This is a genomic window from Alsobacter sp. P4_H11 (assembly GCF_056400925.1).
In genome coordinates this window covers 17421-41788 of record NZ_JBFUKI010000007.1, presented here as the reverse complement: position 1 = coordinate 41788, position 24368 = coordinate 17421, and the positions used below count along the sequence as shown (strand labels likewise).

Genomic DNA, 24368 nt, shown 5'->3' with positions numbered 1-24368 from the left:
TTGACAGCCAGATTTGCCGCTTAATAAAGTTACATCATTCAGGGGCGCGCTGCGGGAACGGCGGGCTCCGGCTCGACGGGAGGGATGCATGACGGATTCCGGATCATTCGGCTGGGCGCCGACGCGCCGCGGCTTTCAGGCGGGCATGGGCGCGCTTGCGGCGACCCTTCTCGGGCCGCAGATCGCCTCCGCGCAGGGCGCGCAGAGCGCCAATCTCGCCATGGTGGGCGAACCGCAGTCGCTGGACCCGATGGCCTCCACGGCCGACCTCGTCAGCATCATCATGCAGCACGTCTACGAGCCGCTGTTCACCTTTGACGCGAATGGCGCGGTCCAGCCGATGCTCGCGGCCGAGATGCCCAAGATCGCGGCTGACGGCAAGCTTTACACGATCGAGCTGCGCAAGGGCGTGAAGCTGCACAACGGCCGCGACCTCGACGCCGAGGACGTGGTGGCGTCGCTGAAGCGCTGGGTCGAGATGACGCCGCGCGGCAAGGCGCTGTCCAAGAGCATCGCGTCCATCGCCGCGAAGGGCCCGGGCACGGTCGAGATCGCGCTCAACGACCTGCAGCCCGCCTTGCTGGCCCATCTCGCGCTGCCGTCCGGCTATGCGGGCATCATGGCCAAGGAAAGCATCGCCAACCCGCTGGTCGAGTTCGTCGGCACCGGCCCGTACAAGTTCCGCGAGCGCAAGCCGGACCAGTTCGTGGTGCTGACCAAGTTCGACGGCTACGTGTCGCGCACCGAGCCGGCCAACGGTTACGCCGGCAAGAAGGAAGCGAAGATCGCGGAGCTGCGCTTCATCCCGGCGCCCAACGCCAACACGCGCGTCGAGGGCGTGGTGGCCGGCCAGTACCATTTCGCCGACCAGCTGCCGGTGGAAGCCAACAAGAAGCTGTCGTCGTCCACCGCCGCCAAGGCGGTGCTGACCATGCCGTACGGCTTCCCCTACTTCCCGACCAACACCAAGCAGGGCCCGATGGCGGACCTGAAGGTGCGGCAGGCCTTCCAGATGGCGCTGGACGAGGAGGAGATCCTGCTCGCGGGCTTCGGCGATCCGAAGTTCTTCGCGCTGGCGCCCTCGCACTTCCCGAAGGGCTCGCCGTTCAACTCGGACGCGGGCGCGGAGCGCTACAGCAAGGCCGATGCGGTCGGGGCCAAGAAGCTGCTGGCCGAGGCCAAATATGACGGCGCGCCCATCCGCATCCTCAACTCCAAGCAGTACGACTTCCACCACCGCATGGCGCTCGTGATGGCCGAGCAGCTCAAGGCGGCCGGCTTCACGGTCACCCTCGACGTGGTGGACTGGGCGACGCTGGTGCAGCGCCGCAGCGACCCGGCGCTGTGGGACGTCTACATCACGCATTCTGCCTTCTTCCCCGAGCCCATGCTGTCGCCGCCGCAGCTCGGCGACGGCGCGCCCGGCTGGTGGAAGACCCCCGCCAAGGACGCCGCGCTGGCGGCCTTCAACGGCGAGCCGGACCCGGCCAAGCGCGGCCCGCTCTGGGCCAAGGTGCAGCAGGTCATCTACGACGAGGTCCCGTACATTCGCGCCGGCAATTTCGGCTCGCTGGCGGGCGTCTCGTCCAAGATGAAGGGCTACACGCCCATGCCGTTCCCGGCCTTCTGGAACGTCGAGCTGAACTGAGACGGTTCGGCGGGGGCTTACCTCCCCGCCGTCATCCCCGGCCGGAGCCGCATCGCGGCGGAGGGGAAGGGGATCCAGGGGCCACACGCGTCGCTGCTGGGCGCTGGCTCCAGTCCTCCATTCCTGACGAGACGAAGCGTTTGCCCCTGGATCCCCTTCCCGGCGCTTCGCGCCGCCGGGGATGACGGCGACAGACTGCGAACCGTCAAACTGCCAGACCAACTGGAGCACCAAGACCCATGTGGCTGACTTTGGGGCGGCGGATCGGCGGGCTCATCATCGTGATGCTGCTCGTTGCCACCATGGTGTTCTTCCTCACCCGCCTCGCGCCGGGCGATCCCGCCGCCCTGATGCTGGGCGACCAGGCCACGCCCGAGGACGTCGCGCGGCTGCGCGCCGTGTACGGGCTCGACAAGCCGCTGCTGGTGCAGTTCGGGCTGTGGCTGAAGGAGGTCGCGAGCGGCAATCTCGGGCAGTCGATCTTCCTGCAGCGGCCCGTCACGCAGGCGCTGGCCGAGCGGGCGGAGCCGACGTTCTTCCTCACCCTGTTCTCGGTCTCGATCGCGGCGCTGATCGGCATTCCGGCCGGCGTCGCCTCGGCGGTGTGGCGGGGCAGGGCGGTGGACCAGATCGTCAGTGGCCTCGCGATGCTGGCCGCCAACGTGCCGAGTTTCTGGCTCGGGTTGATCTTCATCCAGCTCTTCGCCGTGCGGCTCGGCTGGTTTCCGGTGGCGGGTTACGGCGACCCCGGCGCGCCGCTGGCGGACAGGCTCGGCCATCTCATCCTGCCAGCCTGCGTGCTCGGCCTCGTCAACTCGGCGCTGATCACCCGCTTCACACGCGCCAGCATGCTGGACGTCCTGAACGAGGACTATGTGCGCACGGCCCGCTCCAAGGGCGTGTCCGAGACCCGCGTGGTGCTGCGCCACGCGTTCGGCAACGCGCTGATCCCGATCGTCACCGTGGTGGGGCTCACGGCGGCGCTGCTGGTGGGCGGCGCGATCGTGACCGAAACGGTGTTCGGCCTGCCGGGCGTCGGCAACCTCGTGGTGTCGGCCGTGCTGCGCCGCGACTACCCGGTGATCCAGGGCGCGCTGATCGTGGTGGCGGCCGTCTACGTGCTCATCAACCTGGCGATCGACGTGATCTACACGCTGGTCGACCCGCGCGTGCGGACCTGAGCCGATGTCGCCCGCGCTGCTGTTCTTCCGCCGCCTGTTTCGCCGCAAGCTGGTGCTGGCCGCCGCCCTCGTGCTGCTGATCCTGCTGCTCGGCGCGCTGCTGGCTCCTTGGGTGACGCCCTTCAAGCCGGACGCGATGCGGCTGGCGCGCCGTCTGAAACCGCCGAGCGAGACGAACTGGCTCGGCACTGACGAGTTCGGCCGCGACATCCTCTCGCGCATCATCTTCGGCGCGCGCGCGTCGCTGGGCATCGGCGCCGCCGTGGTGGCGGTGTCGATGACGATCGGAACCACGATCGGGCTGTTCGCGGGCTATTTCCGCCGTCTGGATGCGCCGGTGATGCGCGTGGTGGACGCCATGATGGCGCTGCCCGACATCCTGCTGGCGATCTTCCTGGTCGCGGTGCTCGGCGCGTCGGCGTTCAACGTCGTGTTCGCGCTGTCGATCGTCTACACGCCGCGCGTCGTGCGGGTGGTGCGCGCCTCCACGCTGGTGGTGCGCGAATTGCCATTCGTGGAGGCCGCGCGGGCGCTCGGCGTCTCGACGGCGCGCATCCTGGGCGTCCATGTGCTGCTCAACGTGGCGTCGCCCGTGCTCGTGCAGGCCACGTTCATCTTCGCCTATGCAGTGCTGGCCGAGGCGGGGTTGTCGTTTCTCGGCGCCGGCGTGCCGCCCGAGACGCCCACCTGGGGCACCATGATCGCGTCCGGCCAGCAATTCGCCGACGACGCGTTCTGGGTCGTCCTGTTTCCGGGGATCGCCATCGTGCTCGCGGCCCTGTCGCTTCAGGTGCTGGGCGACGGCCTGCGCGACATGCTCGATCCCAAGCTCCGGAAGGCGCTCTGATGACGGCGACCCACCCTGAGCCGCTGCTTGCCATCAACAATCTCGAGGTCAGCTTCCGCACCGAGGACGGGACCGTCACGCCGGTGCGGGGCGTCACGCTGTCGGTGAACGCCGGCGAGACGCTGGCGCTCGTGGGCGAGTCCGGGTCCGGCAAATCGGTGACCAGCCTCGCCGTGATGGGGCTGCTGCCGCGCCCGGCCGGGCGCATCTCTGGCGGCAGCATCCTGTTCCGGCGCCGGGCGGGCGGGGCGATCGATCTCGCGCAGGCGTCGGCCTCCGAGGTGCGGCGGCTGCGCGGCGCCGAGATCGCGATGATCTTCCAGGAGCCGATGACGAGCCTCAACCCGGTGCTCACCGTCGGCGAGCAGATCGCCGAGTCGGTGCGCCTCCACCGCGGCGTCGGCCAGGGCAACGCGATGCGGCGCGCGCGCGAGATGCTGGACCTCGTCGAGATCCCGGACGCGGGCAGGCGCGTGCACGACTACCCGCACCAGATGTCCGGCGGCATGCGCCAGCGCGTCATGATCGCGCTCGCGATGGCGTGCGACCCGGCCCTGCTGATCGCGGACGAACCCACCACGGCGCTCGATGTCACCATCCAGGCGCAGATCCTGGCGCTGATCGAGCGGCTCAGGCGCGAGATGGGCATGGGCGTGTTGTTCATCACGCATAATCTCGGCGTGGTCGCTGAAGTCGCCGACCGCGTGGCCGTGATGTACGCCGGCGAGGTCGTCGAGAGCGCGCCGGTGCGGCCGCTGTTTCACGCGCCGCGCCATCCCTATACGCGCGCGCTGCTGGACTGCCTGCCCGCGCGCGCGGCGCGGGGCGCGGATGGGCGACGCGTGGTGCGCTCCATTCCGGGCACGGTGAGCCGGGTCGCGGAGGGATGCGGATTCGCGCCCCGCTGCGAGTTCGTGCGCGACCCGTGCCGCGTCGGCGCCATTCCGCTGGAGAGCGAGCCCGATCGGGTCGTGCGCTGCCTGCGCTGGAGGGAGATCGCGTGAGCGGGGCGTTGCTGGAGGTCCGGGGCCTCACCAAGCATTTCGGCGGCGGCGCCCATCCGGTGCGCGCCGTGGAGGATGTGAGCTTTGCGATCCAGCCCGGCGAGGTGCTGGGCCTGGTCGGCGAGTCCGGCTCCGGCAAGAGCACCATCGGCCGGCTCATCCTGCGGCTGCTGGATCCGACGGCGGGCTCCGTCCGGTTCGGCGGCGACGAGATCGCGACTGCGCCGGAACGCAAGCTGAAGGCGCTGCGGCGCCGCGCCCAGATGGTGTTCCAGGACCCGTTCGCGAGCCTCAACCCGCGCCTGCGGGTGCGCGACATCATCGGCGAGGCGCTGGACGCGCATGGGCTGGCGCGCGGCCGGCGGACGGAGCGCATCGGCGAGTTGATGGAGACCGTGGGCCTGCCGGCCGCCCACATGGCCCGCTACCCGCATGAGTTCTCCGGTGGGCAGAGGCAGCGCATCGGCATCGCGCGGGCGCTTGCGGTGGAGCCGGAGCTGATCGTCGCGGACGAGCCCGTGTCGGCGCTCGACGTCAGCGTGCAGGCGCAGGTGCTCAACCTCATGCAGGACCTGCGCGCCCGCTTCGGGCTCGCGATGCTGTTCATCTCGCACGACCTCGACGTCGTGGAGCTCATGTGCGACCGCATCGCGGTGCTCTATCTCGGCCGCGTGATGGAGATCGGCCCGGCCGAGATCGTCACGTCCCGGCCGCGGCATCCCTACACGCAGGCCCTGCTGGCAGCGTCGCCCAAGGCGGACCCCGACGCACCCAAGCTGTCGCGCACGTTGAAGGGCGACATCCCGTCGCCGATGGCGCCCCCGTCCGGCTGCGTGTTCCGGACGCGGTGCCCCTACGCCATGCCGGCCTGCGCCGAAGTCGTGCCGCCGCTGCGCGACGCCGGCGAGGGCCGGGCCTATGCGTGCATCCTCGACAGCCTGCCGCCCCGGCCGGAGGCCGCATGAGTGGCCGGCCGGAGGCGCTCGACCTCGCCCAGGCGGAGCAGAACGCCCCCGACATCCTGCGCGCCATCCGGCTCGGGCTCGCCGGCATGTCGGAAGGCCAGCAGCGCATCGGCCGCATGATCCTGGATGATCCCCATTGGGCCGTGCAAACCAATGTCGAGGACCTCGCGGCGCGCGCGGGCGTGAGCGCGCCCACGATCGTGCGCTTCGCCCGCGCGGTCGGCTGCGACGGGCTGAAGGATTTCAAGCTCAAGCTCGCGGGGGCCCTGGCGCTCGGGACGCCGTTTCTGCATCGCGGCGTGGCGGCGGGCGACAGCACCGGCGACGTGGTGCGCAACGTGGTCGGCAGCCTCACCTCGGTGCTGGCCGAGTGGCAGCGCCGGCTGGATCCCGCCGAGGTGGAGCGCGCCGCCGCCGCGATCGACGCCGCCCGGCGGGTGGACTGCTACGGCACGGGCGCGACCTCCAACTTCCTCGCGCAGGACCTGCAGGCACGGCTGTTTCGGCTGGGTCTCGTCACCAATGCGTTCTCGGACGCGCATTTCCAGCTCGTCGGCGCGGCCACGATGGAGCCGGGCGACGTGCTGTTCGCGATCTCGTTCGTGGGCCGCATGCCGGCGCTGCTGGAGGCCGTCCAGCTCGGGCGCTCGCGCGGCGCGACCGTGATCGCGTTGACGCGCACGTCCACGCCGCTGGCCGACCTCGCCGACATCGTGCTGAGCACGGACGTGCCGCGCGACGCCACCATGCGGGTCGGCACCGAGGCCTATGTGGTGCAGCTCCTGATCATCGAGATCGTGATGGTGATGGTGGGCCTGCGGCGCGGCCCGTCCGTGAACGCACGGCTGAAGACGATCCACGAAGTGCTGCAGACGCATGGCGTCGACAACGACGACCCGTCATTGATGCACTGGGGCAGCCGCCCCCTCGGCAGCGACGAGTAGGGCCGGAACCCTAGATCGTCTTCAGCCGCGACAGGAACTGCCCGACCAGCTCGGAAATGTCCGCCGCCGCCCTGTCGACCTGGCGCGACGCGGCGTCGAGGTCGCGCGAGCGTTCGGCGACTTCGCCGATCGCGGTGCGCGACCGCTTGGCCGAGGACAGGCCGGCGCCGGCCTGCTCGGCCACCGCGCGCGCGGCGGCGGCGATCTGGGCGGTCGCGATCGACTGGTCCGAGACCGTGGCCGAGATGGCGGAGGACGATTGGTCGAGGCTCGCGATGGTCGCCGAGATGGCCTCGACGGAGCCCACGCAGGCCGCGGCGGCGTCCTGCACGGCGGCGATCTGCCCGGCGATGTCGTCGGTGGCCCGGGCGGTCTGGCTGGCCAGCACCTTCACCTCGCCGGCCACGACGCCGAACCCGCGCCCCGCCGCGCCCGCGCGGGCGGCCTCGATGGTGGCGTTCAGCGCGAGGAGGTTCGTCTTGGTGGCGATCTCCTGGATCAGCGTGACGATGGAGCCAATGCGCGCCGTGGCGTCCGCGAGCTTGTTGATCCCGTTTGCGACCGAGCGGGTGTGATCCACGGCCGCGCTGGTGATCTGGCGCGACCGCCGCGCCTCCGAACTCACCTGCTCGAGCGCCTGGGCGAATTCTTCCGTCATGCGCGCCGCGCTCGCGATCCGGGTGGCGCATTCCTGGGATGCTTCCTCGGCCAGCGTGGCTTCCTGGCCGGCCAGCCAGCCGCCTTCGGCGCTTTCGCCGGCGGCGCTGCGCAGCGATCCGGCCGCATCGTGGAGGCCCGTCGCCAGGGCGGCGATCTCGTGCTGCATGGCGGCCGCAGCCTGGTCGAGCTGGCCCTTGCGGGCCGACAGGCTCCAGCGGCCGGCGCGCTGGTGGCAGACTGTGGCGGCCAGCGCGTCGCTGAACAACAGCGCCGAAACGGCCTCGCTCTCGCGTACGGCGCGCCACGGCGTGAAACGGTTGCGACGCCTGATTTCCGCATGCAGGGCCGGCAGTACGCGGACCACGGTGCCAAGCCGGGTGCGCGCGCCGAGCGCCTCCGCGTGCCGCGTCGCCGTCGCCTGATTCAGGGCCGCCGCATAGGCGCCGCCGAGGTCGCCCGAGAACAGAACCTCGAAATGCCGGAGTTCCTCGGCGACCATTTCTTCCCGAAAGGTCTGCACCGTGGCCCGCATGTCCGGGACGGACTGCTCGAGGTGGTCGCAATAGGCGTGAACCGCGCCCGGTACGGCGGCGAGCACGATGTCTCGCAACGCCCGCGTCGTGGCCTTCGCGCTCTCGGTCACCCCTGACACGCTCAGAAGCCGCTCGAGAGCAGGCAGCGTGACCGGATTGGTCTGCTGCGGAAGCGAAGGCGTGTTGACCGGGGACACTGCAAACACCGTGGCGGGGGAACTCACGCCCGAATGCTTACAGAGGATCAATAATAAAAGGTTCCATGCATTTACTATCGTCATTTGACGTTTTATTGCGACCAGACGAATCGGCTTGGCGCCGAAACGCTCAGCCGCCTGCCGGACGAAAAGCGCAACCGACAATTCGGCTGGCAACAGTTCGTCCGTTCGCCACCGAACCACGCGGGACGTGTCGAAATGCGGGAAGCGAGATTGCCCGCCCGGGTCCTCAACAGAGTTCGCGGAGCGTTCTCGACGCACCGCCATACAGCTTCATCTTCGGTTAACCATACGGGATCTGGGCCTGAAACCGCGCCGCTCGCACGGTCGTTCATGGCCCATGACAAAGCGATCGAATGGCACGACCTCCGTACCCCGTCCGCTCAGCGCGGCCTGGGCTGAAGTTCTTGGCCCTAGCAAAGGCGCTTTCATCGTCACGCATTTCACCGACGGAAAACTGACGCAGTCGTCCCTCGAAAGCTTTCGCCGGCGCGGCTCCGCCGACCCCGCCCGGGCGGCCGCGCTGACCACGCTCGCGGACGCGTCGTTGCCCGACTCCGCCCTCTGCGCGCGCAGCTGAGGCTCGGATGGCGCGACGGCGCGGCCCTCAGAAGCGAGGCCGGGCCGGATTGAAGGCGGGGTCGTATTTGCGCATCTCGGTCGCGTCGTCGCGCTTGCGGATGCCGCAGTCGCGGTAGTTCTTGCGCAGCCGCGCCAGCGCGCCGTGGTCGAGGCGCACGCCGAGGCCGGGTCCTTGCGGAACCGCCACCATGCCGCCTTCGATCGGCAGCTTGCCGCCCTCGATGACCTCGTCGGTCTGCCAGGGATAGTGGGTGTCGCACGCATAGGCGAGGTTCGGGATCGTCGAGGCCACATGCGCCATGGCGGCGAGGCTGATCCCCATGTGCGAGTTCGAGTGCATCGAGATGCCGATGCCGAACACGCGGCCGATCCAGGCGAGATGCTGGGTGGCGCGCAGCCCGCCCCAATAATGGTGATCCGACAGGATCACCTGCACGGCGTTGAGGCGGATCGTCTCGGGAATGTGCCCGAACGCGATCGTGCACATGTTGGTGGCGAGCGGCATGGTGGCGAAGCGCGCCACTTCGCCCATCTCGGCGAGGCTGTTCACCGGGTCCTCGCAATATTCCAGCAGGCCATCGAGGCGCGGCATCAGCCGCCGCGTGGTCTCGACCGACCAGCCGCCATTCGGATCGATGCGCAGTGGATGTTTTGGAAAAGCGGCCCGCAGGGCGTCCAGCGCGTCGAGTTCGCGCTCGGGCTCGAAGACGCCGCCTTTCAGCTTGATGGAGCCAAAGCCGAACTGGTCCACCATGCGGCGGGCCTCGCCCACCATCTGCTCGGGGGTGAGCACCTCGCCCCAGTCGTCGCCGGGATCCGGCGCGTCGCGGTGCTGGCCAAACTTGTAGAACAGGTAGGCGCTGAACGAGACGCGGTCGCGCACCGCGCCGCCCAGGATCTGGTGCAACGGCTGCCCGAGGATCTGGCCCTGGAGGTCCAGCATCGCGACCTCGAAGGCGCCCACCGCCGTGGCGCGCGCCTTGTCGCCGGCCGGCGGGAACATCGCGGCGGGATCACCCTGTGGCGCCACGGCGCCGTAGATGCACCGCGTGAGGGCGTTCAGGTCGAACGGTGAGAGACCGATGAGCGCGGGCTTCACGCGATCCAGGTCGGCCAGGGTGGCGAGGTCGCCGTAGCTCTCGCCGAGGCCGACGAGGCCGTTCTCCAGCTCGATCTCGATGATGCTGCGCAACGCCCAGGGTTCATGGACGCCCGCCACGTTGAGAAGGGGCGGATCCCTGAACGCGATGGGGTGGATGCGAACATCCGCGATACGACCAGCCTTGTTCATGCTGCCTCCCGGCTTCTTGTTTGGACGCCATCAGATCCCATCATCGGGGGCGATTGACAGCGTCGTCTCGGCTTCCTACCGTGAAATCTGAAATATCAAGGACGCTGGATCAAGCTTTTGCGCGTGACCACAGCCAACCATGCTCCGGGGAGCGAAACGGATCGGGAGACGGCGCCGCGGCCTATGCTGGCCGCGGGAGCGCTGCGGGCGATTCTCGCGCCGATGCAGGGTGGCCGGGTGGCGGCCTTCTGGCGCGAGACGGATGGGGCGCCTGAACCGATCCTCATTCCGTTGAAGGACGCGGCTTTCGATCCGTTGTTCTGGCCCAAGGCAGGCTGCTACCCGCTCGCGCCGTTCTCCAACCGCATCCGCGACGGGCGCTTCCGCTTCGGCGACCGGGAGGTGCAGTTGCCCGCGCACCCGGCTTGCCCGCCGCACGCCCTGCACGGATTTTCGCAGCTGCGCGCGTGGAGCTGCGCGCTGGAGAGCGCATCGGAAGCCGTGATGACCTACGCGCACGAGCCGGACGCCTGGCCGTGGCGCTTCACCACAACCCAGATCGTCAGCCTCTCGGAAACGGCGCTCGCCATCACGGTTGCGATCCGCAACGAGGACGTGACGCCCATGCCGGTCGGGCTCGGGCTGCACCCTTATCTGGTCGCCCATCATGGCGACCGGGTCCGGTTCAACGCCGGGATCGAGTGGTCGCAGGATGAGGCCGGGTGCGGGATCGCGCCGCAACGGCTCCCGGCGAGCGAAGCCGCCCATTACCAGCGGCACGGCGCCGCCGGGATGACGCGCTATTTCGCAAATTGGGACGGCCGCGTGTCGATCGACCGGGCCGACGGCGGGCGGATCGCGATCAGGAGCGACGGCGCGCTGGACCACCTCGTGATGCATGCGCCGGAGGGCGGGGCCTATCTCTGCGTCGAGCCCGTGAGCCATGTGGCGGATGGGTTCAACCTCGCCGCACGGGGCGTCCAAGGCGCGGGCATGCGTGTGGCTGCGCCGGGGGAAACGATCCGCGGATGCATGACGATCGCGCTTGAATGATCAACCGGAACCACTGACCATCGGCTTCAGCGAAGCCGGACGGCTTGCATAAGAACAACGGCGCAACGACGCCGGCCAAAGGGGAGGACACGCCATGACCGACACCAGGGATCCGTTTGGGCCGAGGCTCGCGCGCCGCACCGTTCTGCAGGGATTAGCGGGAGCGGCCGCTATGACGGCGCTGCCCGGCCCGCTGCGGGCGCAGGCGGCCGGCAAGGAAGCGCCGGCGCTGGCCAAGCTCGTCGGCGAGGGCAAGCTCGCCGCGCTGGCGCAGCGCCTGCCCGAGAAGCCCATGGTGGTGACGCCCTTCGAGAAGGTGGGCGTCTATGGCGGCTCGCTGCGCCGCGGGCTGCGCGGCAGCGCCGACCACAACGGCATCCTGCGCATGGTCGGCAACCAGGGCCTGGTGCGCTGGAACCTGCAGTTCACCGAGCCGCTGCCGAACGTGGCGGAGCGCTGGGAGGTGAACGCGGACTCCACCGAGTTCACGTTCTACCTGCGCAAGGGCATGAAGTGGTCGGACGGCAAGCCGTTCACGGCCGACGACATCGTGTTCGCGGTGGAGGACTGCGCCAAGAATTCCGAACTCTACAAGTCCGTCCCGAGCCCGCTCGTGATCGCCGGCAAGGCCGGCACGGCCACCAAGGTGGACGAGACGACGGTGAAGTTCACCTTCGCGAGCCCCTACGCGCTCTTCCTGGACCTGATGGCGACGCCGCTCGGGCAGCACCCGACGCTGTTCCCCAAGCACTATTGCGGCCAGTTCCACCCCAAATACAATCCGGCCGTCGCCGACCTCGTGAAGCAGGCCAACGTCTCCGACTGGGGCGCGCTGTTTCGCATCAAGTGCGGCGACATCGAGATCCCGTCGCGCTGGGGCAATCCGGACAAGCCGACCATCGATCCCTGGGTCGTGAAGGAGCCCTACACGGGCGGCGCGACGCGCGTCACCATGGAGCGCAACCCGTTCTTCTGGCAGGTCGACACGGAGGGCAACCAGCTTCCCTATATCGACCGGATCTCGTTCTCGATCTCGCAGGACGTGGAATCGTTGATGCTCGACGCCGTGTCGGGACGCCTCGACATCCAGGACCGGCACATCGACACGCTGCAGAACAAGCCGACTTTGTCGCAGAACATGAAGAAGGGCGGCTACAGGCTGGTCGAGCTCATCGCGTCCTCGTCGCAGCAGTGCCAGATCTACTTCAACATCACGCACAAAGACCCGAAGATGCGCGAGATGCTGGGCAACAAGGAGTTCCGGCAGGCGCTCTCGCTCGGCATGGACCGCAAGGAGATCATCGACATCGTGTATCTGGGCCAGTCCGAGCCCTACCAGGCCGGACCGCGGCCGGGGCATCCCTGGTTCAACGAGAAGCTCGGCCGCCAGTACACCGAGTTCGACAAGGCCAAGGCCAACGCCATGCTGGACAAGCTCGGCTACGGCAAGAAGGACGCGCAGGGCATGCGCCTGCGGCCGGACGGCCAGAAGGTGTTCTTCGCGATCGACGTGATCCCGACGCTGTATCCCGACCTCGTGGACGTGCTGGAGCTGGTGAAGCGCCACTGGGCCGACATCGGCGTCGACATGAAGGTCAATACGATCGAGCGGGCGCTCTACTACACGCGCGGCGACAACAACGACCATGACGCGGCCGTGTGGCCGGGCCCGGGCGGGCTCGATCCCATGCTCGATCCGCGCGACTACTTCGCCCAGCATCCGCAGGGCTCGCGCTACGCGGTGCCGTGGACGCTCTGGTACGTGTCTGGCGGCAAGGACGGGCAGGAGCCGCCGGAGGGCCAGAAGCAGCGCATGAAGCTGTTCGACGACGCCCGCGCGACGTCGGACCTGAAGAAGCGCGGCGAGATCATGAAGCAGGTCTTCGATCTCGCGGCCGACGCCTTCGAGACCATGGGCGTGTGCCTGGCGGTCAACAATTTCGGCGTCGTCAAGACGAACCTGAAGAACGTGCCCGAGAAGTACCCGAACGCCTGGACCTGGCCGAACCCCGGCCCGGCCCTGCCGCAGCAGTTCTACTTCACGACGTAACAACCCCTCCGTCATCCCCGGCGGCGCGAAGCGCCGGGAAGGGGATCCAGGGCAGCCGCGCTCACCCCTGGATCCCCTTCCCCTCCGCGGCTTCGCCGCTCCGGCCGGGGATGACGGCGGCAACAGTTCATCGGTCCACCGAAGGGCCTCGCATGCTCAAATTCATCGCCAAGCGCGTGTTGTGGATGATCCCCTCGCTGGTGGTCATCAGCTTCATGGCGTTCGTGCTCATCCAGCTGCCGCCGGGCGACTACGTGACGACCTACATCGCCACGCTGGCGGCCTCCAACGAGGTCGTGGACCAGAACACGGCGGCGGACCTGCGCGCCCGGTTCGGGCTCGATCAGCCGATGATCGTCCAGTACTGGAAATGGATCAGCGGCATCCTGCTGCGCGGCGATTTCGGGCTGAGCTTCGAGTGGCAGCAGCCGGTGGGCGACCTGATCTGGGAGCGCATGGCGCTCACGCTGGTGCTGACCTTCGCGACCCTGCTGGCCACCTGGGGGCTCGCTTTGCCGATCGGCATCTTCTCGGCCGTGCGGAAGTATTCGATCGGCGACTACATCGCGACGTTCTTCTCCTTCCTGGGCCTCGCGATCCCGTCCTTTCTGCTGGCGCTGGTGCTGATGTATCTCGCGGCCGTGGAGTGGGGGCAGGAGGTCGGCGGGCTGTTCTCCGAGCAGTATCTCGCGGCGCCCTGGAGCCTCGCCAAGGTGTGGGACCTGATGGGCCACCTCTGGATCCCGGTGATCATCCTGGCGGTGTCGGGCACCGCGAGCCTGATCCGGGTGATGCGCGCCAACATGCTGGACGAGCTCAACAAGGCCTATGTGACGACGGCGCGCGCCAAGGGGCTGTCGGAGTTCCGGTTGCTGATGAAGTATCCGGTGCGGCTGGCGCTCAACCCCTTCATCTCCACCATCGCGTGGCTGCTGCCCAACCTCGTGTCCGGCTCCATCATCGTCGCCATCGTGCTCAGCCTGCCCACCGCCGGGCCGCTGCTGCTGCAATCGCTGATGAGCCAGGACATGTACCTGGCCGGCGCGTTCATCCTGCTGATCTGCACGCTCACGCTGATCGGCTCCCTGATCAGCGACATCCTGCTTGCGCTGGTCGATCCGCGCATCCGGCTGGAGTAGGCGCATGACGGACGTCGCTTTCGCGGCCATCGACCAGCGCAAGGTCGCGGTCGCGTCGCAATGGCAGCTGGTCTGGTGGGCGTTCAAGCGCCACAGGCTGGCGATGATCGGGCTGTGGGTGACGGCGTTCTTCTACCTGATCGCCGTGATCCCGGGCTTTTTCGCCATCAACGACCCGTCCCAGCAGAACGCCCGCGCGGCCTACCAGCCGCCGCAGGGGCTGCATTTCATCGACACGGCGCCGGACGGGAGCTGGGCGTTCCGGCCCTATTTCCATCCCACGACGCTGAAGCGCGATCCGCAGACGCTCGCTGCCGTCCATGTGCCGGACACGAGCCGCAAGATCTACGTGACGATGTTTGGGCAGGGCTACGAGTATTCGGTGCTCGGCCTGTTCAGCGCCCGCACGCATCTCTTCGTCTCCTCCGAGGCGCGGCAGCCGCTGTTCCTGCTCGGCGCGGACCGGCTCGGCCGCTGCGTGTGGAGCCGCATCATGCAGGGGACGCAGATCTCGCTCTCCGTCGGCCTCGTGGGCGTGTTCCTGTCGCTGCTGCTCGGCATCGTGCTGGGGGGAATCTCCGGCTATTACGGCGGGCGGATCGACTTCGTGATCCAGCGCACCATCGAGTTCATCCTGGCGCTGCCGACCATCCCGATCTGGCTCGCGATGGCGGCGGCGCTGCCGCAGGATTGGCCGGCGACGCTGAATTACTTCATGATTACGGTGATCCTCAGCCTCACCGGATGGGCGCAGCTCGCCCGCGTGGTGCGCGGCCGGTTCCTCAGCCTGCGCACGGAGGAGTTCGTCACGGCCGCGCGGCTCGACGGCGCGTCCGAGGGGCGCATCATCTTCCGCCACATGCTGCCGAGCTTCGCCAGCCACATCATCGCGTCGATCACGCTCGCGATCCCGGCCATGATCCTGGCCGAGACGTCGCTGTCGTTCCTCGGCCTCGGCCTGCAGCCGCCCACCATCTCGTGGGGGGTGCTGCTGCGCGAGGCGCAGAACATCCGCTCCATCGCGACCGCTCCCTGGCTGTTCGCGCCGGGCGTCGCCGTCGTGATCGCCGTGATCGCCCTCAACTTCCTGGGAGACGGACTGCGCGACGCCGCCGATCCGTACAACAAATGACCATCGTGGACCTGTCCTCCCGCCGCACCGACGCCGCCGCGGCTCCGCTCCGCGCGGTGCTGGAGGTGCGCGACCTTGTCACGCATTTCCCGACCCGCACCGGCGTCGTGAAGGCGGTCGACGGCGTGTCGTTCACGGTGGAGCGCGGCAAGACGCTGTGCGTCGTCGGCGAATCCGGCTCCGGCAAGAGCGTCACGGCGCGCTCCATCCTGCAGATCGTCGACCAGCCCGGCCGCATCATGAGCGGCTCCATGCTGCTGCATCGGCCGGACGGCTCGTCGGTGGACCTCGCCACGCTCCATCCGCGCGGCCGCGAGATCCGGGCCGTGCGCGGCGCCGAGATCGCGATGATCTTCCAGGAGCCGATGTCCTCCTTGTCGCCGGTGCACACGGTCGGCGACCAGATCATGGAGGTGCTCCTGCTGCACCTGCGCCTGTCCAAGAAGGAAGCGCGGGCGCGCACGGTGGAGCTCCTGCGGCAGGTCGAGATCCCCAATCCCGACAAGGCGGTGGACCGCTACACATTCGAGTTCTCGGGCGGCATGCGCCAGCGCGTGATGATCGCGATGGCGCTCGCGTGCAATCCATCCATGCTGATCGCCGACGAGCCCACCACGGCGCTGGACGTCACCACGCAGGCCGAGATCCTGGACCTCATCAAGCGACTGCAGCAGCAGCACGGCATGGCGGTGATGTTCATCACGCACGACATGGGCGTGGTCGCCGAGATCGCCGACGAGGTGCTGGTGATGTTCCACGGCAAGGTCATGGAGGCCGGGCCGGTCGACCAGATATTCCACGCGCCGCAGAACGACTACACCAAGATGCTGATCGGCTCCGTGCTGAAGCTCGAGCAGAAGGCCGAGATCCGGCTGAAGCGCGCGCCCATCGCCGAGGATGCGCCCTCGGTGATCGAGATCGACAATCTCAAGATGCATTTCGGCTCGCCCGCTGCGCCCATCCGCGCCGTGGACGACGTGTCCCTGCAGGTTAAGGCCGGCGAGACGCTCGGCATCGTGGGCGAGTCCGGCTCCGGCAAGACCACCATGGGGCGCTGCCTGCTGCGCATCTACCAGCCGACGGGCGGCGCCATGCGCTACCGCAAGGCGGACGGGACGGTGGTGGACCTCGTCACGGCCGACAAGGAGACGCTGAAGCTCTGCCGCCGCGAGATCCGGATGATTTTCCAGGACCCGGTGGGGTCGCTGAACCCGCGCATGACGGTGGCGCAGATCATCGGCGAGCCCTTGCTGGTGAACGGGATCGCGAAGGGCTCGGAGTTGGACGACCGCGTGTCGGTCCTGATGGACCAGGTGGGGCTGAACCCCGACTGGCGCGAGCGCTACCCGCACGCGTTCTCGGGCGGCCAGCGCCAGCGCGTCGGCATCGCGCGCGCCATATCGCTGAACCCGCGCGTGATCGTGGCCGACGAGGCCACCTCGGCGCTCGACGTGTCGCTGCGCTCGCAGATGCTGGACGTGATGATGCGCCTGCAGGACGAGCTGAAGCTCTCCTATGTGTTCATCAGCCACGACATCGGCGTCATCCGCTACATGTGCGACCGCGTGTCCGTGATGTACCAGGGCAGGGTGGTTGAGACGGGCGCGACCGACCAGGTCTGCGACGCCCCGCAGCACGCCTACACGCAGGCGCTGCTCTCCGCCATTCCCCGCCCGGACCCGCGCCTGCGCAGCATGCACAAGCGCCACCGGTACATCGCGTGAAGCACTTGCACTCCCTCTCAACTGTCATCCCCGGCGGCGCGTAGCGCCGGGAAGGGGATCCAGAGCAGTCGCGCTCACCCCTGGATCCCCTTCCCCTCCGCCCCTTCGGGGCTCCGGCCGGGGATGACGGCTCACTTGTTCGAATCGAAAGCAGGGGAAACCCGCCGTGAAAATCACCGACGTCAAGACCTTCCTGATGCACGCGGGCGCGCCCAACCTGAAGAGTTGGGCGGCGGACGGCTCGTTCGGGACGCAGAGCTATTCGGGCAACCTCACGGGCACGCGCAACTGGCTGTTCGTGAAGGTCTACACGGATGAGGGGATCACCGGCATCGGCGAGTGCTCGGGCTGGCCGCGCGTGATCGAGACCGCCATCAAGGACCTGCGCGCGCTGCTGGTGGGCGAGGACCCGACCCATATCGAGCGGCTCTGGCAGAAGATGCAGATCGCCATCATGGGCCACGGCATGACCGGGACGGTCGGGGCCGGCGCCATGACGGGCGTCGACATGGCGCTGTGGGACATCAAGGGCAAGGCGCTCGGCGTGCCGGTCTGGAACCTGCTCGGCGGCAAGGTGCGCGACCGCATCCGCATCTACGCGCACGCCAACACGCCGGAGGTGGCGCTCAGCCTGAAGGAACGCGGGATCACGGCCATCAAGTGCGGCGGCGTATCCGATCCGGTCCGCAAGGTCGCGGGCCTGCGCGAGGCCATCGGCGACGAGATGGACCTGATGATCGACCTCCACGGCCCGCCCTGGATGACGCCCGGCGACGCCGCCCGGCTGGCGCGGGCGCTGGAGCCCTATGACCTGATGTGGATCGAGGATCCGATCGCGCCCGAGAACCTGGATGGCTACCGCCGCATCCGCGACGCCGCCCATGTACCGCTCGCGGCCGGGGAACGCTCCGCCACCATCTTCGGCCTGCGCGAGCTGATCGAGCATGACCTCGTGGACGTGGCCCAGCCAGACACCGGCCGGGCCGGCGGCATCACGCAGATGAAGAAGATCGCCGCCATGGCGGAGGCGCATCACATCATGATGGCGCCCCACTCGGGCTCGCTCGGCCCGGTGGCCGAATACGCGGCGCTCCACGTCATGGCCGCCATTCCGAACGCGCTGATCCTGGAGCGGATCGAGGACGACTGGGACGGGCGCGCCCGCACGGTGATCCCGCATCCGCAGCAGGTGGACGGCTACCTCAAGGTTCCGGATGCGCCAGGCCTTGGCGTCGACATCGACGAGGCGTTCGTGGCGCAGTTTCCGAGCAGCCAGAACCTCTCGGTGCCGATCGGCAAGGACACGACGTCCTACGCGCCCGGCACCTTCGACGAGCACGTCTATGTGCAGACGCGGCTGCGGCGGGGGCGGCATTTCCGCCCGGACTAGAAATCGAAACCCCAGGCCGTCATCCCCGGCGGTCCGCATCGCGGACCGGGAAGGGGATCCAGCGGACGGCCGGAACAACGCTGGATCTCCGTCCCGGCCTGCTGCGCAGGCCGCCGGGGATGACGGCATCGAGGAGACCCCCCAATGAAGATCGAACGCCTGCGCGCCTTCATGTCGCGCGACAAGGACCGCCCGCGCGTCGTGATCGCGATCGACACCGACGACGGGCTGACCGGCTGGGGCGAGTGCTACAACCACGGCCCCGACAAGGCGCTGCTGCCGCTGCTCGACTACATGATGGACTTCATCCGCGGCGACGATCCCCGGCGCATCGAATACATCGTGATGAAGCTGATGCAGCAGACGCGCTTCCCGCCGGGCGCGCTCGGGCTGGCCGCCATCTCGGCCATCGATCACTGCCTGTGGGACATCTCCGCCAAGGCGCTGGGCGTGCCGGTCTACATGCTGCTGGGCGGCAACGCGCGCGACAAGGTGCGGGTCTATGCGGGCGTCTACACGGCGCCGGACCCCGGCGCGGCGCGCGAGCAGCTAGATAGCCTGAACGAGCAATGGGGCATCACGGCCTTCAAGCTCAGCCCCTACCGCATCGACATACACCGCAACCGGTGGGGCGAGGTGGTGCGCACCAGCGCGGAGTATTTCCGGCAGGTGCGCGAGACGGTTCGCAACGACTACGAGATCGCGTTCGACGCGCACGCCAAGATCTTCGAGCCGCAGCAGGCCATCCAGCTCGGCAACGCGCTGGCGCCCTATGATCCGCTGTTTTTCGAGGAGCCGATCCGGCCGGAGAATTTCGAGGCCTGGGGCGAGCTGAAGCGCGGGCTCACCTGCACGCTGGCGACGGGCGAGTCGCTCTACAGCCGCTTCGAGTTCCTGCGGCTCTTGCAGGTGCGCGGGGCGGACATCATCCAGCCCGACATCTGCGTGGTGGGCGGCCTCCTGGAAATGCGCAAGATCGCCGCCATCGCGGAGGCGCACTACGTCACGGTCGCGCCGCACAACCCGATGGGGCCGCTGGCCTCGGCCGTGAACGTCCACTTCTGCGCCGCGCAGCCGAACTTCCGCATCCTCGAATACCGGCTGCCGCGTGGGCCGGGCTACGTGTTCGGCACGGGGGGCGGCGAGGCGCCGTCGAGCGAGCAGAAGCTGCAGGGCGCCTGGTACGTGAAGGACCCCTACCTGCCGAAGGATGGCTACCTGGAGCTGCGGCCGGATCGGCCGGGCTGGGGCGTCGAGATGGACGAGGAGCTGCTGGGCACCGAAGACTACGTGAACTGGAGCCGCAAGGTGCCGGTGCGTCCGGATGGTTCGACAGGCTATGTCTGAGTGACGGAGCGCAATCGTCCACGCGATGGCTGAAACTCGACCGCGTGGACTATGCAACGCCTAGCGTTTTCAGGCATTCCAAGTGAGGATGCGTCTGCGCCAATCTGGCGGCGCCCGCTATGCACTGGTGCCGATGCCTTTTTCGTCGAGTTCCGTCCGGCTCTACCGCCTTCTGCTTGCGGCCTCAGTGCTCGTGCCCATGGCCGTTTTCATAGCCGCAGGCGCGTGGAACCGGGCTGACGTGCTGCGGGAGAACCGTGAGGTCACGGTGCGCACGGCCGCGATCATGCACGAACATGCCCGCAAGGTGTTCGACACTGTCGAGCTCACGCTGGCGCTGATCGACGATCGCGTGCGCGGCATGAGCTGGGACGACATCGCCAAGCCCGAGACCAGCGCCTTTCTGCGCGACCTGAAAGCGCCTCTCGAACAGGCCGTTTCGGTCTGGCTCACGGACGCGAACGGCTTTGTCCGGGCCGGCAGCCAGAGCTGGGATCCGCAGGGCTCCATCGCGGAGCGGGAGTGGTTTCAGGCGCAGAAGGAGCGGGATGGCGGGTCGCATGTCAGCGCGGCCTTCCGCGGCAAGGCGACCGGCATCGCGTCCTTCGCGGTGAGCCGGCGCCGGACGACGGCGGACGGGCGCTTCGACGGCATCATCCACGTGGCGCTCAGCCCGGAATATTTCGCCCGCTTCATGGCCGAGGCCGCGCCGGTGGGCGCCATCGCGGGCGCGCTGTTGCGCGAGGACGGCGAGATCCTGGCGCGGCTGCCCTATCGCTGGCCGAACCCCCGCGTCGATCCGAGCACGGACATCATGCGGGCCATCGCGGCGAACCCCTTCTCGGGCGCTTTCGAGGGGTTCTCAAGCGTCGACAAGCGCGACCGCTTCTACGCCTACCGCAAGGTGGCTCCCTATCCGATCTACGTGGTGTTCGGCGTCGACGCCGCGCAGGTCAACGCGCAGTGGCTGCACAATCTCGCGGCCTATGGGGCGGTGGCGCTGGCGTCGGCGCTGGTTCTGGCGCTCGTGTCGTGGCTCGCGTTGCAGCGCGCCCAGGCCGAGCAGCAGGCGCTCATCCGGCTGCGCGCCGAAAGCGAGCAGCGCCTGCTGGCCGAGCAGCGCCTGCTGCAGGCGCAGAAGATGGAGAGCCTGGGGCAGCTCACGGGCGGCGTCGCGCATGATTTCAACAACCTCCTCGCGGTGGTGATCGGCAACATCGATCTGGTGCGGCGCAGGCTCAAGGACGACGACCGGGCAAAGCGCCTGCTCGACACCGCGATGCAGGGCGCCCAGCGCGGCGCGTCCCTGACGCAGCGTCTGCTGGCCTTCGCACGCCGGCAGGATCTGTCGCCCCAGTCCGTCGATGTCGGCGGCCTTGTGGAAGGCATGACCGACCTCATGACGCGTTCGCTGGGCGCCGGCATCCGGATCGAGACCGTTTTCCCGGCCGAGTTGCCGCCCGTGAGGGTCGATCCCGGTCAGCTCGAGATGGCGTTGCTGAACCTGGTGCTGAACGCACGCGACGCCATGCCGGCCGGCGGAGCGATCACGATCTCGGCCGAGGCGCGGGACATGGCGGGCGCGGATCGTCCGATGCTGCGGCCCGGCGCCTATGTGTGCATCCGCATCACCGACACCGGCATGGGCATGGACGCCGAGACGCTGGCCCGCGCGGTGGAGCCGTTCTTCACCACGAAGGGGGTCGGCAAGGGCACGGGGCTCGGCTTGTCGATGATCCACGGCTTCGCGGTGCAGTCCGGCGGCATGCTGCGGCTGGACAGCGAGCGCGGGCGCGGCACCACGGCGGAGCTCTGGCTGCCAAAGGGCGAGGTCGAGGAGCGCATCCCGGAGGCCGAGCCGTCGAACCCCGAGTATCGGGCCTGCCTGGTGCTGCTCGTCGAGGACGACCCTCTCGTGATGGCGGGAACCACCGCGATGCTCGAGGATCTCGGCCATACGGTGCTGCAGGCGACATCCGGCGACGCGGCGCTCACGATCCTGGAGGAGCGCGAGGTCGAGATCGTGATCACCGACCAGGCCATGCCGGGCATGACCGGCGTCGAGCTGGCGGAACGCATCCGGGCCCGCGACCCGAGCATGCCGATCCTGCTGGCGAGCGGCCACGCCGAGATCGCGACCCGCTCCGCCCTGAACCTGCCACGGCTGGCGAAGCCCTATCTGCGGCAGGAACTGGCGCACGCCATCGCGGGCGTGGTGACGCCGAGCTGCGAGCCGCTGGTGGCCGAGATTTCCTGAACGGCGGCTGCTGTCGGAGCCGACCTCAGAGCCTGACCGAAAAGTCGCTCGAACACACCTTCGATACCCTCATCCTGAGGAGCCATGCGAAGGTCGCATGGCTCCTCAGGATGAGGGGCGTTGAACGAATAGTCGGCCAGGCTGTCAGGCCGAGACCCAGCGATCAATATCCGCCTGCGCGCCGATCAGCGCCAGGCCCGAGGCGATCGATTCGAACTGGTCCGAGGAGGTGAGCTTCTGCTCGCCAAAGCGGTCCACGAACACCTTGCGGATCGCCGGGATGAACGACGACCCGCCGGTGAGAAACACGCGCTCGACGCTTTTCGCCGTCACGTCCGACCGCCGCAGCGCTTCGTCGAGCGCGCCGCCGATCTTCTCGATGTCGGGCGCAATCCAGCCCTCGAACTCGGCGCGTGTGATGCGGGCCGCGATGTTCACGCCGGCCTCGCTGAACCGCAGGACCGTTTCGTCCGAGGAGGACAACGCGATCTTGGCGGCCGAGACCGCGCGGTAGAGCGCGAAGCCGAGATCCTGCTCGATGATCTCGATGAAGCGCTCCAGCGGCTCGGGGTCCACGGCCGAGCGGGCGAGCTGCCGCAACTCCTTCAGGTCGCCATTGGCCTTCATCATCGCGAGCTGGTTCCAGCGCGCGAAATTGGCATAGTAGTGCGTGGGCAGCGACAGGAGCTTGTCGAAGGACTTGTAGTTCTGACCCTTGCCGAGCCGCGGCGACACTACCTTGTCGATGATGCGGTAATCGAAGGCGTCGCCGGCGACGCCCACGCCAGCGTGCCCGAGCGGCCGCGCCCGGCGCACGCCGTCCTGCGTCTCGAATCGGATCACCGAGAAGTCGCTGGTGCCGCCGCCGAAATCCGCCACCAGCACGGTGGCGTCATGGGCGAGGCGCTGGGCGTAGAAGAACGCCGCCCCGACGGGCTCGTAGGCGTATTGGGCCTGCTCCAGCCCCACCTTGGCGAACGCCGTCCGATAGCGCCGCATCGCCAGGTCCTCGTCGGGGTTCCCGCCAGCGAAGCGTACGGGACGGCCGACGACGAGCTTGGTGTGTGCGGGATCGATGCCCGCATGGCCGAAGACGTTGGTGAGGAACGACGCCAGTAGATCCTCGAAGCGATATTTCGCCCCGAAGATGCGGGTGTCCTGGAAAGAGGCGCTCGCCGCGAAGGTCTTGAACGACTGGATGAAGCGATGCGCCGAGAGGCCCTCCAGGAACTCCTCGACGGCCCAGGGTCCGCCCTCGCAGCGCGTGCGGCGGCCCGCCGACGAGACGTCTTCCCAAAAGCACAGAGCCGAGATGAATGCGCTGGAATCGCTCGGATGGCGCCCCTGATGTCGGAACCGGGCCACCTTGGCCGGCGCGCCGCCGATCGAGGCCGCCACCACCGTGTTGCTGGTGCCGAAATCGATGCCGATCGAAACGGGTTCGGTGGTCACGCGCTATCTCCGGATCGCAGAAAAACAAACGGACGCACTCGGCGAATGCGTCCGTCGAAAGGTCGGCCGGCCAGGGAGGCGACCGGCGGCGGCGAGCGTCAGCTGACGGAAAGCAGCTCGACGTCGAACAGCAGCGTGGCGTTCGGCGGGATCACGCCGCCGGCGCCGCGTGCGCCATAGCCGAGCTCGGCCGGGATCACGAGGTTGCGGCGGCCGCCGACCTTCATGGTCGACACGCCCTCGTCCCAACCCTTGATGACCTGGCCCTGGCCGATCGTGAACGTGAAGGGCTGGTTGCGATCACGCGAGCTGTCGAACTTGGTCCCGTTCTCGAGCGTGCCGGTGTAGTGCACCGTGCAGCGCTGGCCGGCCTTGGGGCTCGCGCCGGTTCCGACGACGACGTCCGTGTAGGACAGGCCCGAGGGGGTCTTGGTCATTTTCTTCTCCGTCTGGGCCGAGGCGACGGCCGGGATCAGGGGCAGGGCGAAAAGCGCAAGCGCGGTGCGCCGGGTGAGCGCCTGGCCGGCGTTTGCGGGAGCGGCGTTGAGGTCCTGCATGGTGCGTCCTTTCAGGATGGCGCACCCGCAGTAAAGCGCGCGCAGGCCGCCCGCAAGCGCGAGCGCATCCGTTGGTCGAGAACGGATTCGCTTTTTGGGTGGGCGAAACCCGCTTTTCTGGTAAACCGAGGGTCAGCCAATTCGGACGAATCGTTCGCGTTGGTTTTTCCGACGCGGACAGCCCGCCAAGTGGGCTGTTTGCGCCCAGGTTTTCTAGCTCACGCAGGTCGAATTGGGGCGCCGGTCAAGGGCGCGTCGATTATGGGATCATGACGCCCCAGGGCGATTCAGCCCGGGACGGCGCTTTCTGTTCCTGAGAGGAACAGGAACGTCGCCAATTTTGCGCGCCAGCCTCGTGATTCCAGTTGACCCAAAGCCCCGGACCAGTCATTCA

At 68.3% G+C, this 24368-nt stretch carries 18 protein-coding genes; 14 read left to right on the top strand and 4 right to left on the bottom strand.

Annotation, left to right across the window (positions count from 1 at the left end):
• The first annotated feature begins 88 nt into the window (after positions 1-88).
• The 6 genes from AC1DSZ_RS13685 (at position 89) to AC1DSZ_RS13660 (ending at position 6589) form a co-directional block, all read left to right on the top strand.
• Positions 89-1648 (top strand): ABC transporter substrate-binding protein, encoded by a 1560-nt coding sequence (locus tag AC1DSZ_RS13685; protein WP_476838910.1) that lies wholly within the window; start codon positions 89-91, stop codon positions 1646-1648.
• 239 nt (positions 1649-1887) lie between these two features.
• Positions 1888-2829 carry an ABC transporter permease gene (locus tag AC1DSZ_RS13680; protein ID WP_476838909.1) on the top strand — a complete coding sequence of 314 codons (942 nt, stop codon included), beginning with the start codon at positions 1888-1890 and terminating at the stop codon, positions 2827-2829.
• Positions 2830-2833: 4 nt separating this feature from the next.
• A complete protein-coding gene (locus tag AC1DSZ_RS13675; RefSeq protein WP_476838908.1) occupies positions 2834-3676 on the top strand; it encodes an ABC transporter permease in 843 nt (280 codons plus the stop codon).
• Positions 3676-4680, top strand: a complete 1005-nt coding sequence (locus tag AC1DSZ_RS13670; protein ID WP_476838907.1) for an ABC transporter ATP-binding protein — start codon at positions 3676-3678, stop codon at positions 4678-4680. Before AC1DSZ_RS13675 ends, AC1DSZ_RS13670 begins: the two co-directional genes overlap by 1 nt.
• Complete coding sequence (locus AC1DSZ_RS13665) at positions 4677-5645, top strand: ABC transporter ATP-binding protein (protein WP_476838906.1); 969 nt, start codon at positions 4677-4679, stop codon at positions 5643-5645. The genes AC1DSZ_RS13670 and AC1DSZ_RS13665 overlap by 4 nt, the downstream gene beginning before the upstream one ends.
• A complete protein-coding gene (locus AC1DSZ_RS13660) occupies positions 5642-6589 on the top strand; it encodes a MurR/RpiR family transcriptional regulator (RefSeq protein WP_476838905.1) in 948 nt (315 codons plus the stop codon). The genes AC1DSZ_RS13665 and AC1DSZ_RS13660 overlap by 4 nt, the downstream gene beginning before the upstream one ends.
• A 10-nt stretch (positions 6590-6599) precedes the next feature.
• Here the strand turns inward: AC1DSZ_RS13660 and AC1DSZ_RS13655 are convergent, their stop codons facing one another.
• Positions 6600-8006, bottom strand: a complete 1407-nt coding sequence (locus AC1DSZ_RS13655; protein WP_476838904.1) for a methyl-accepting chemotaxis protein — start codon at positions 8004-8006, stop codon at positions 6600-6602.
• Positions 8007-8607: 601 nt separating this feature from the next.
• A complete protein-coding gene (locus AC1DSZ_RS13650; RefSeq protein ID WP_476838903.1) occupies positions 8608-9873 on the bottom strand; it encodes a glucarate dehydratase family protein in 1266 nt (421 codons plus the stop codon).
• A 183-nt stretch (positions 9874-10056) separates the two neighbouring features.
• Here AC1DSZ_RS13650 and AC1DSZ_RS13645 point away from each other — a divergent pair, with 183 nt between their 5' ends.
• The 8 genes from AC1DSZ_RS13645 to AC1DSZ_RS13610 all read left to right on the top strand — a co-directional run bounded on the left by AC1DSZ_RS13645 (position 10057) and on the right by AC1DSZ_RS13610 (position 21965).
• Positions 10057-10926 (top strand): aldose 1-epimerase, encoded by an 870-nt coding sequence (locus AC1DSZ_RS13645; RefSeq protein WP_476838902.1) that lies wholly within the window; start codon positions 10057-10059, stop codon positions 10924-10926.
• Between the two features lie 94 nt (positions 10927-11020).
• Positions 11021-12976, top strand: coding sequence for an ABC transporter substrate-binding protein (locus AC1DSZ_RS13640; protein WP_476838901.1), 1956 nt, complete (start codon positions 11021-11023; stop codon positions 12974-12976).
• 152 nt (positions 12977-13128) lie between these two features.
• A complete protein-coding gene (locus AC1DSZ_RS13635; protein WP_476838900.1) occupies positions 13129-14115 on the top strand; it encodes an ABC transporter permease in 987 nt (328 codons plus the stop codon).
• 4 nt (positions 14116-14119) lie between these two features.
• Positions 14120-15247, top strand: coding sequence for an ABC transporter permease (locus tag AC1DSZ_RS13630; protein WP_476838899.1), 1128 nt, complete (start codon positions 14120-14122; stop codon positions 15245-15247).
• Positions 15244-16971 (top strand): ABC transporter ATP-binding protein, encoded by a 1728-nt coding sequence (locus tag AC1DSZ_RS13625; protein WP_476838898.1) that lies wholly within the window; start codon positions 15244-15246, stop codon positions 16969-16971. The genes AC1DSZ_RS13630 and AC1DSZ_RS13625 overlap by 4 nt, the downstream gene beginning before the upstream one ends.
• 166 nt (positions 16972-17137) lie before the next feature.
• Entirely contained in the window at positions 17138-18361 is a 1224-nt protein-coding gene (locus AC1DSZ_RS13620) for a mandelate racemase/muconate lactonizing enzyme family protein (protein ID WP_476838897.1), read from the top strand.
• Between the two features lie 144 nt (positions 18362-18505).
• Entirely contained in the window at positions 18506-19708 is a 1203-nt protein-coding gene (locus AC1DSZ_RS13615) for a mandelate racemase/muconate lactonizing enzyme family protein (protein WP_476838896.1), read from the top strand.
• A 199-nt stretch (positions 19709-19907) separates the two neighbouring features.
• Positions 19908-21965 (top strand): hybrid sensor histidine kinase/response regulator, encoded by a 2058-nt coding sequence (locus tag AC1DSZ_RS13610; protein WP_476838895.1) that lies wholly within the window; start codon positions 19908-19910, stop codon positions 21963-21965.
• A 144-nt stretch (positions 21966-22109) separates the two neighbouring features.
• Here the strand turns inward: AC1DSZ_RS13610 and AC1DSZ_RS13605 are convergent, their stop codons facing one another.
• Together AC1DSZ_RS13605 and AC1DSZ_RS13600 are read right to left on the bottom strand one after the other, a co-directional pair.
• On the bottom strand, positions 22110-23417 hold the full coding sequence (locus tag AC1DSZ_RS13605) for an Hsp70 family protein (protein WP_476838894.1): 1308 nt from the start codon (positions 23415-23417) through the stop codon (positions 22110-22112).
• Positions 23418-23515: 98 nt separating this feature from the next.
• Positions 23516-23854 carry an FKBP-type peptidyl-prolyl cis-trans isomerase gene (locus AC1DSZ_RS13600; RefSeq protein WP_244643987.1) on the bottom strand — a complete coding sequence of 113 codons (339 nt, stop codon included), beginning with the start codon at positions 23852-23854 and terminating at the stop codon, positions 23516-23518.
• Between the last annotated feature and the right edge of the window lie 514 nt (positions 23855-24368).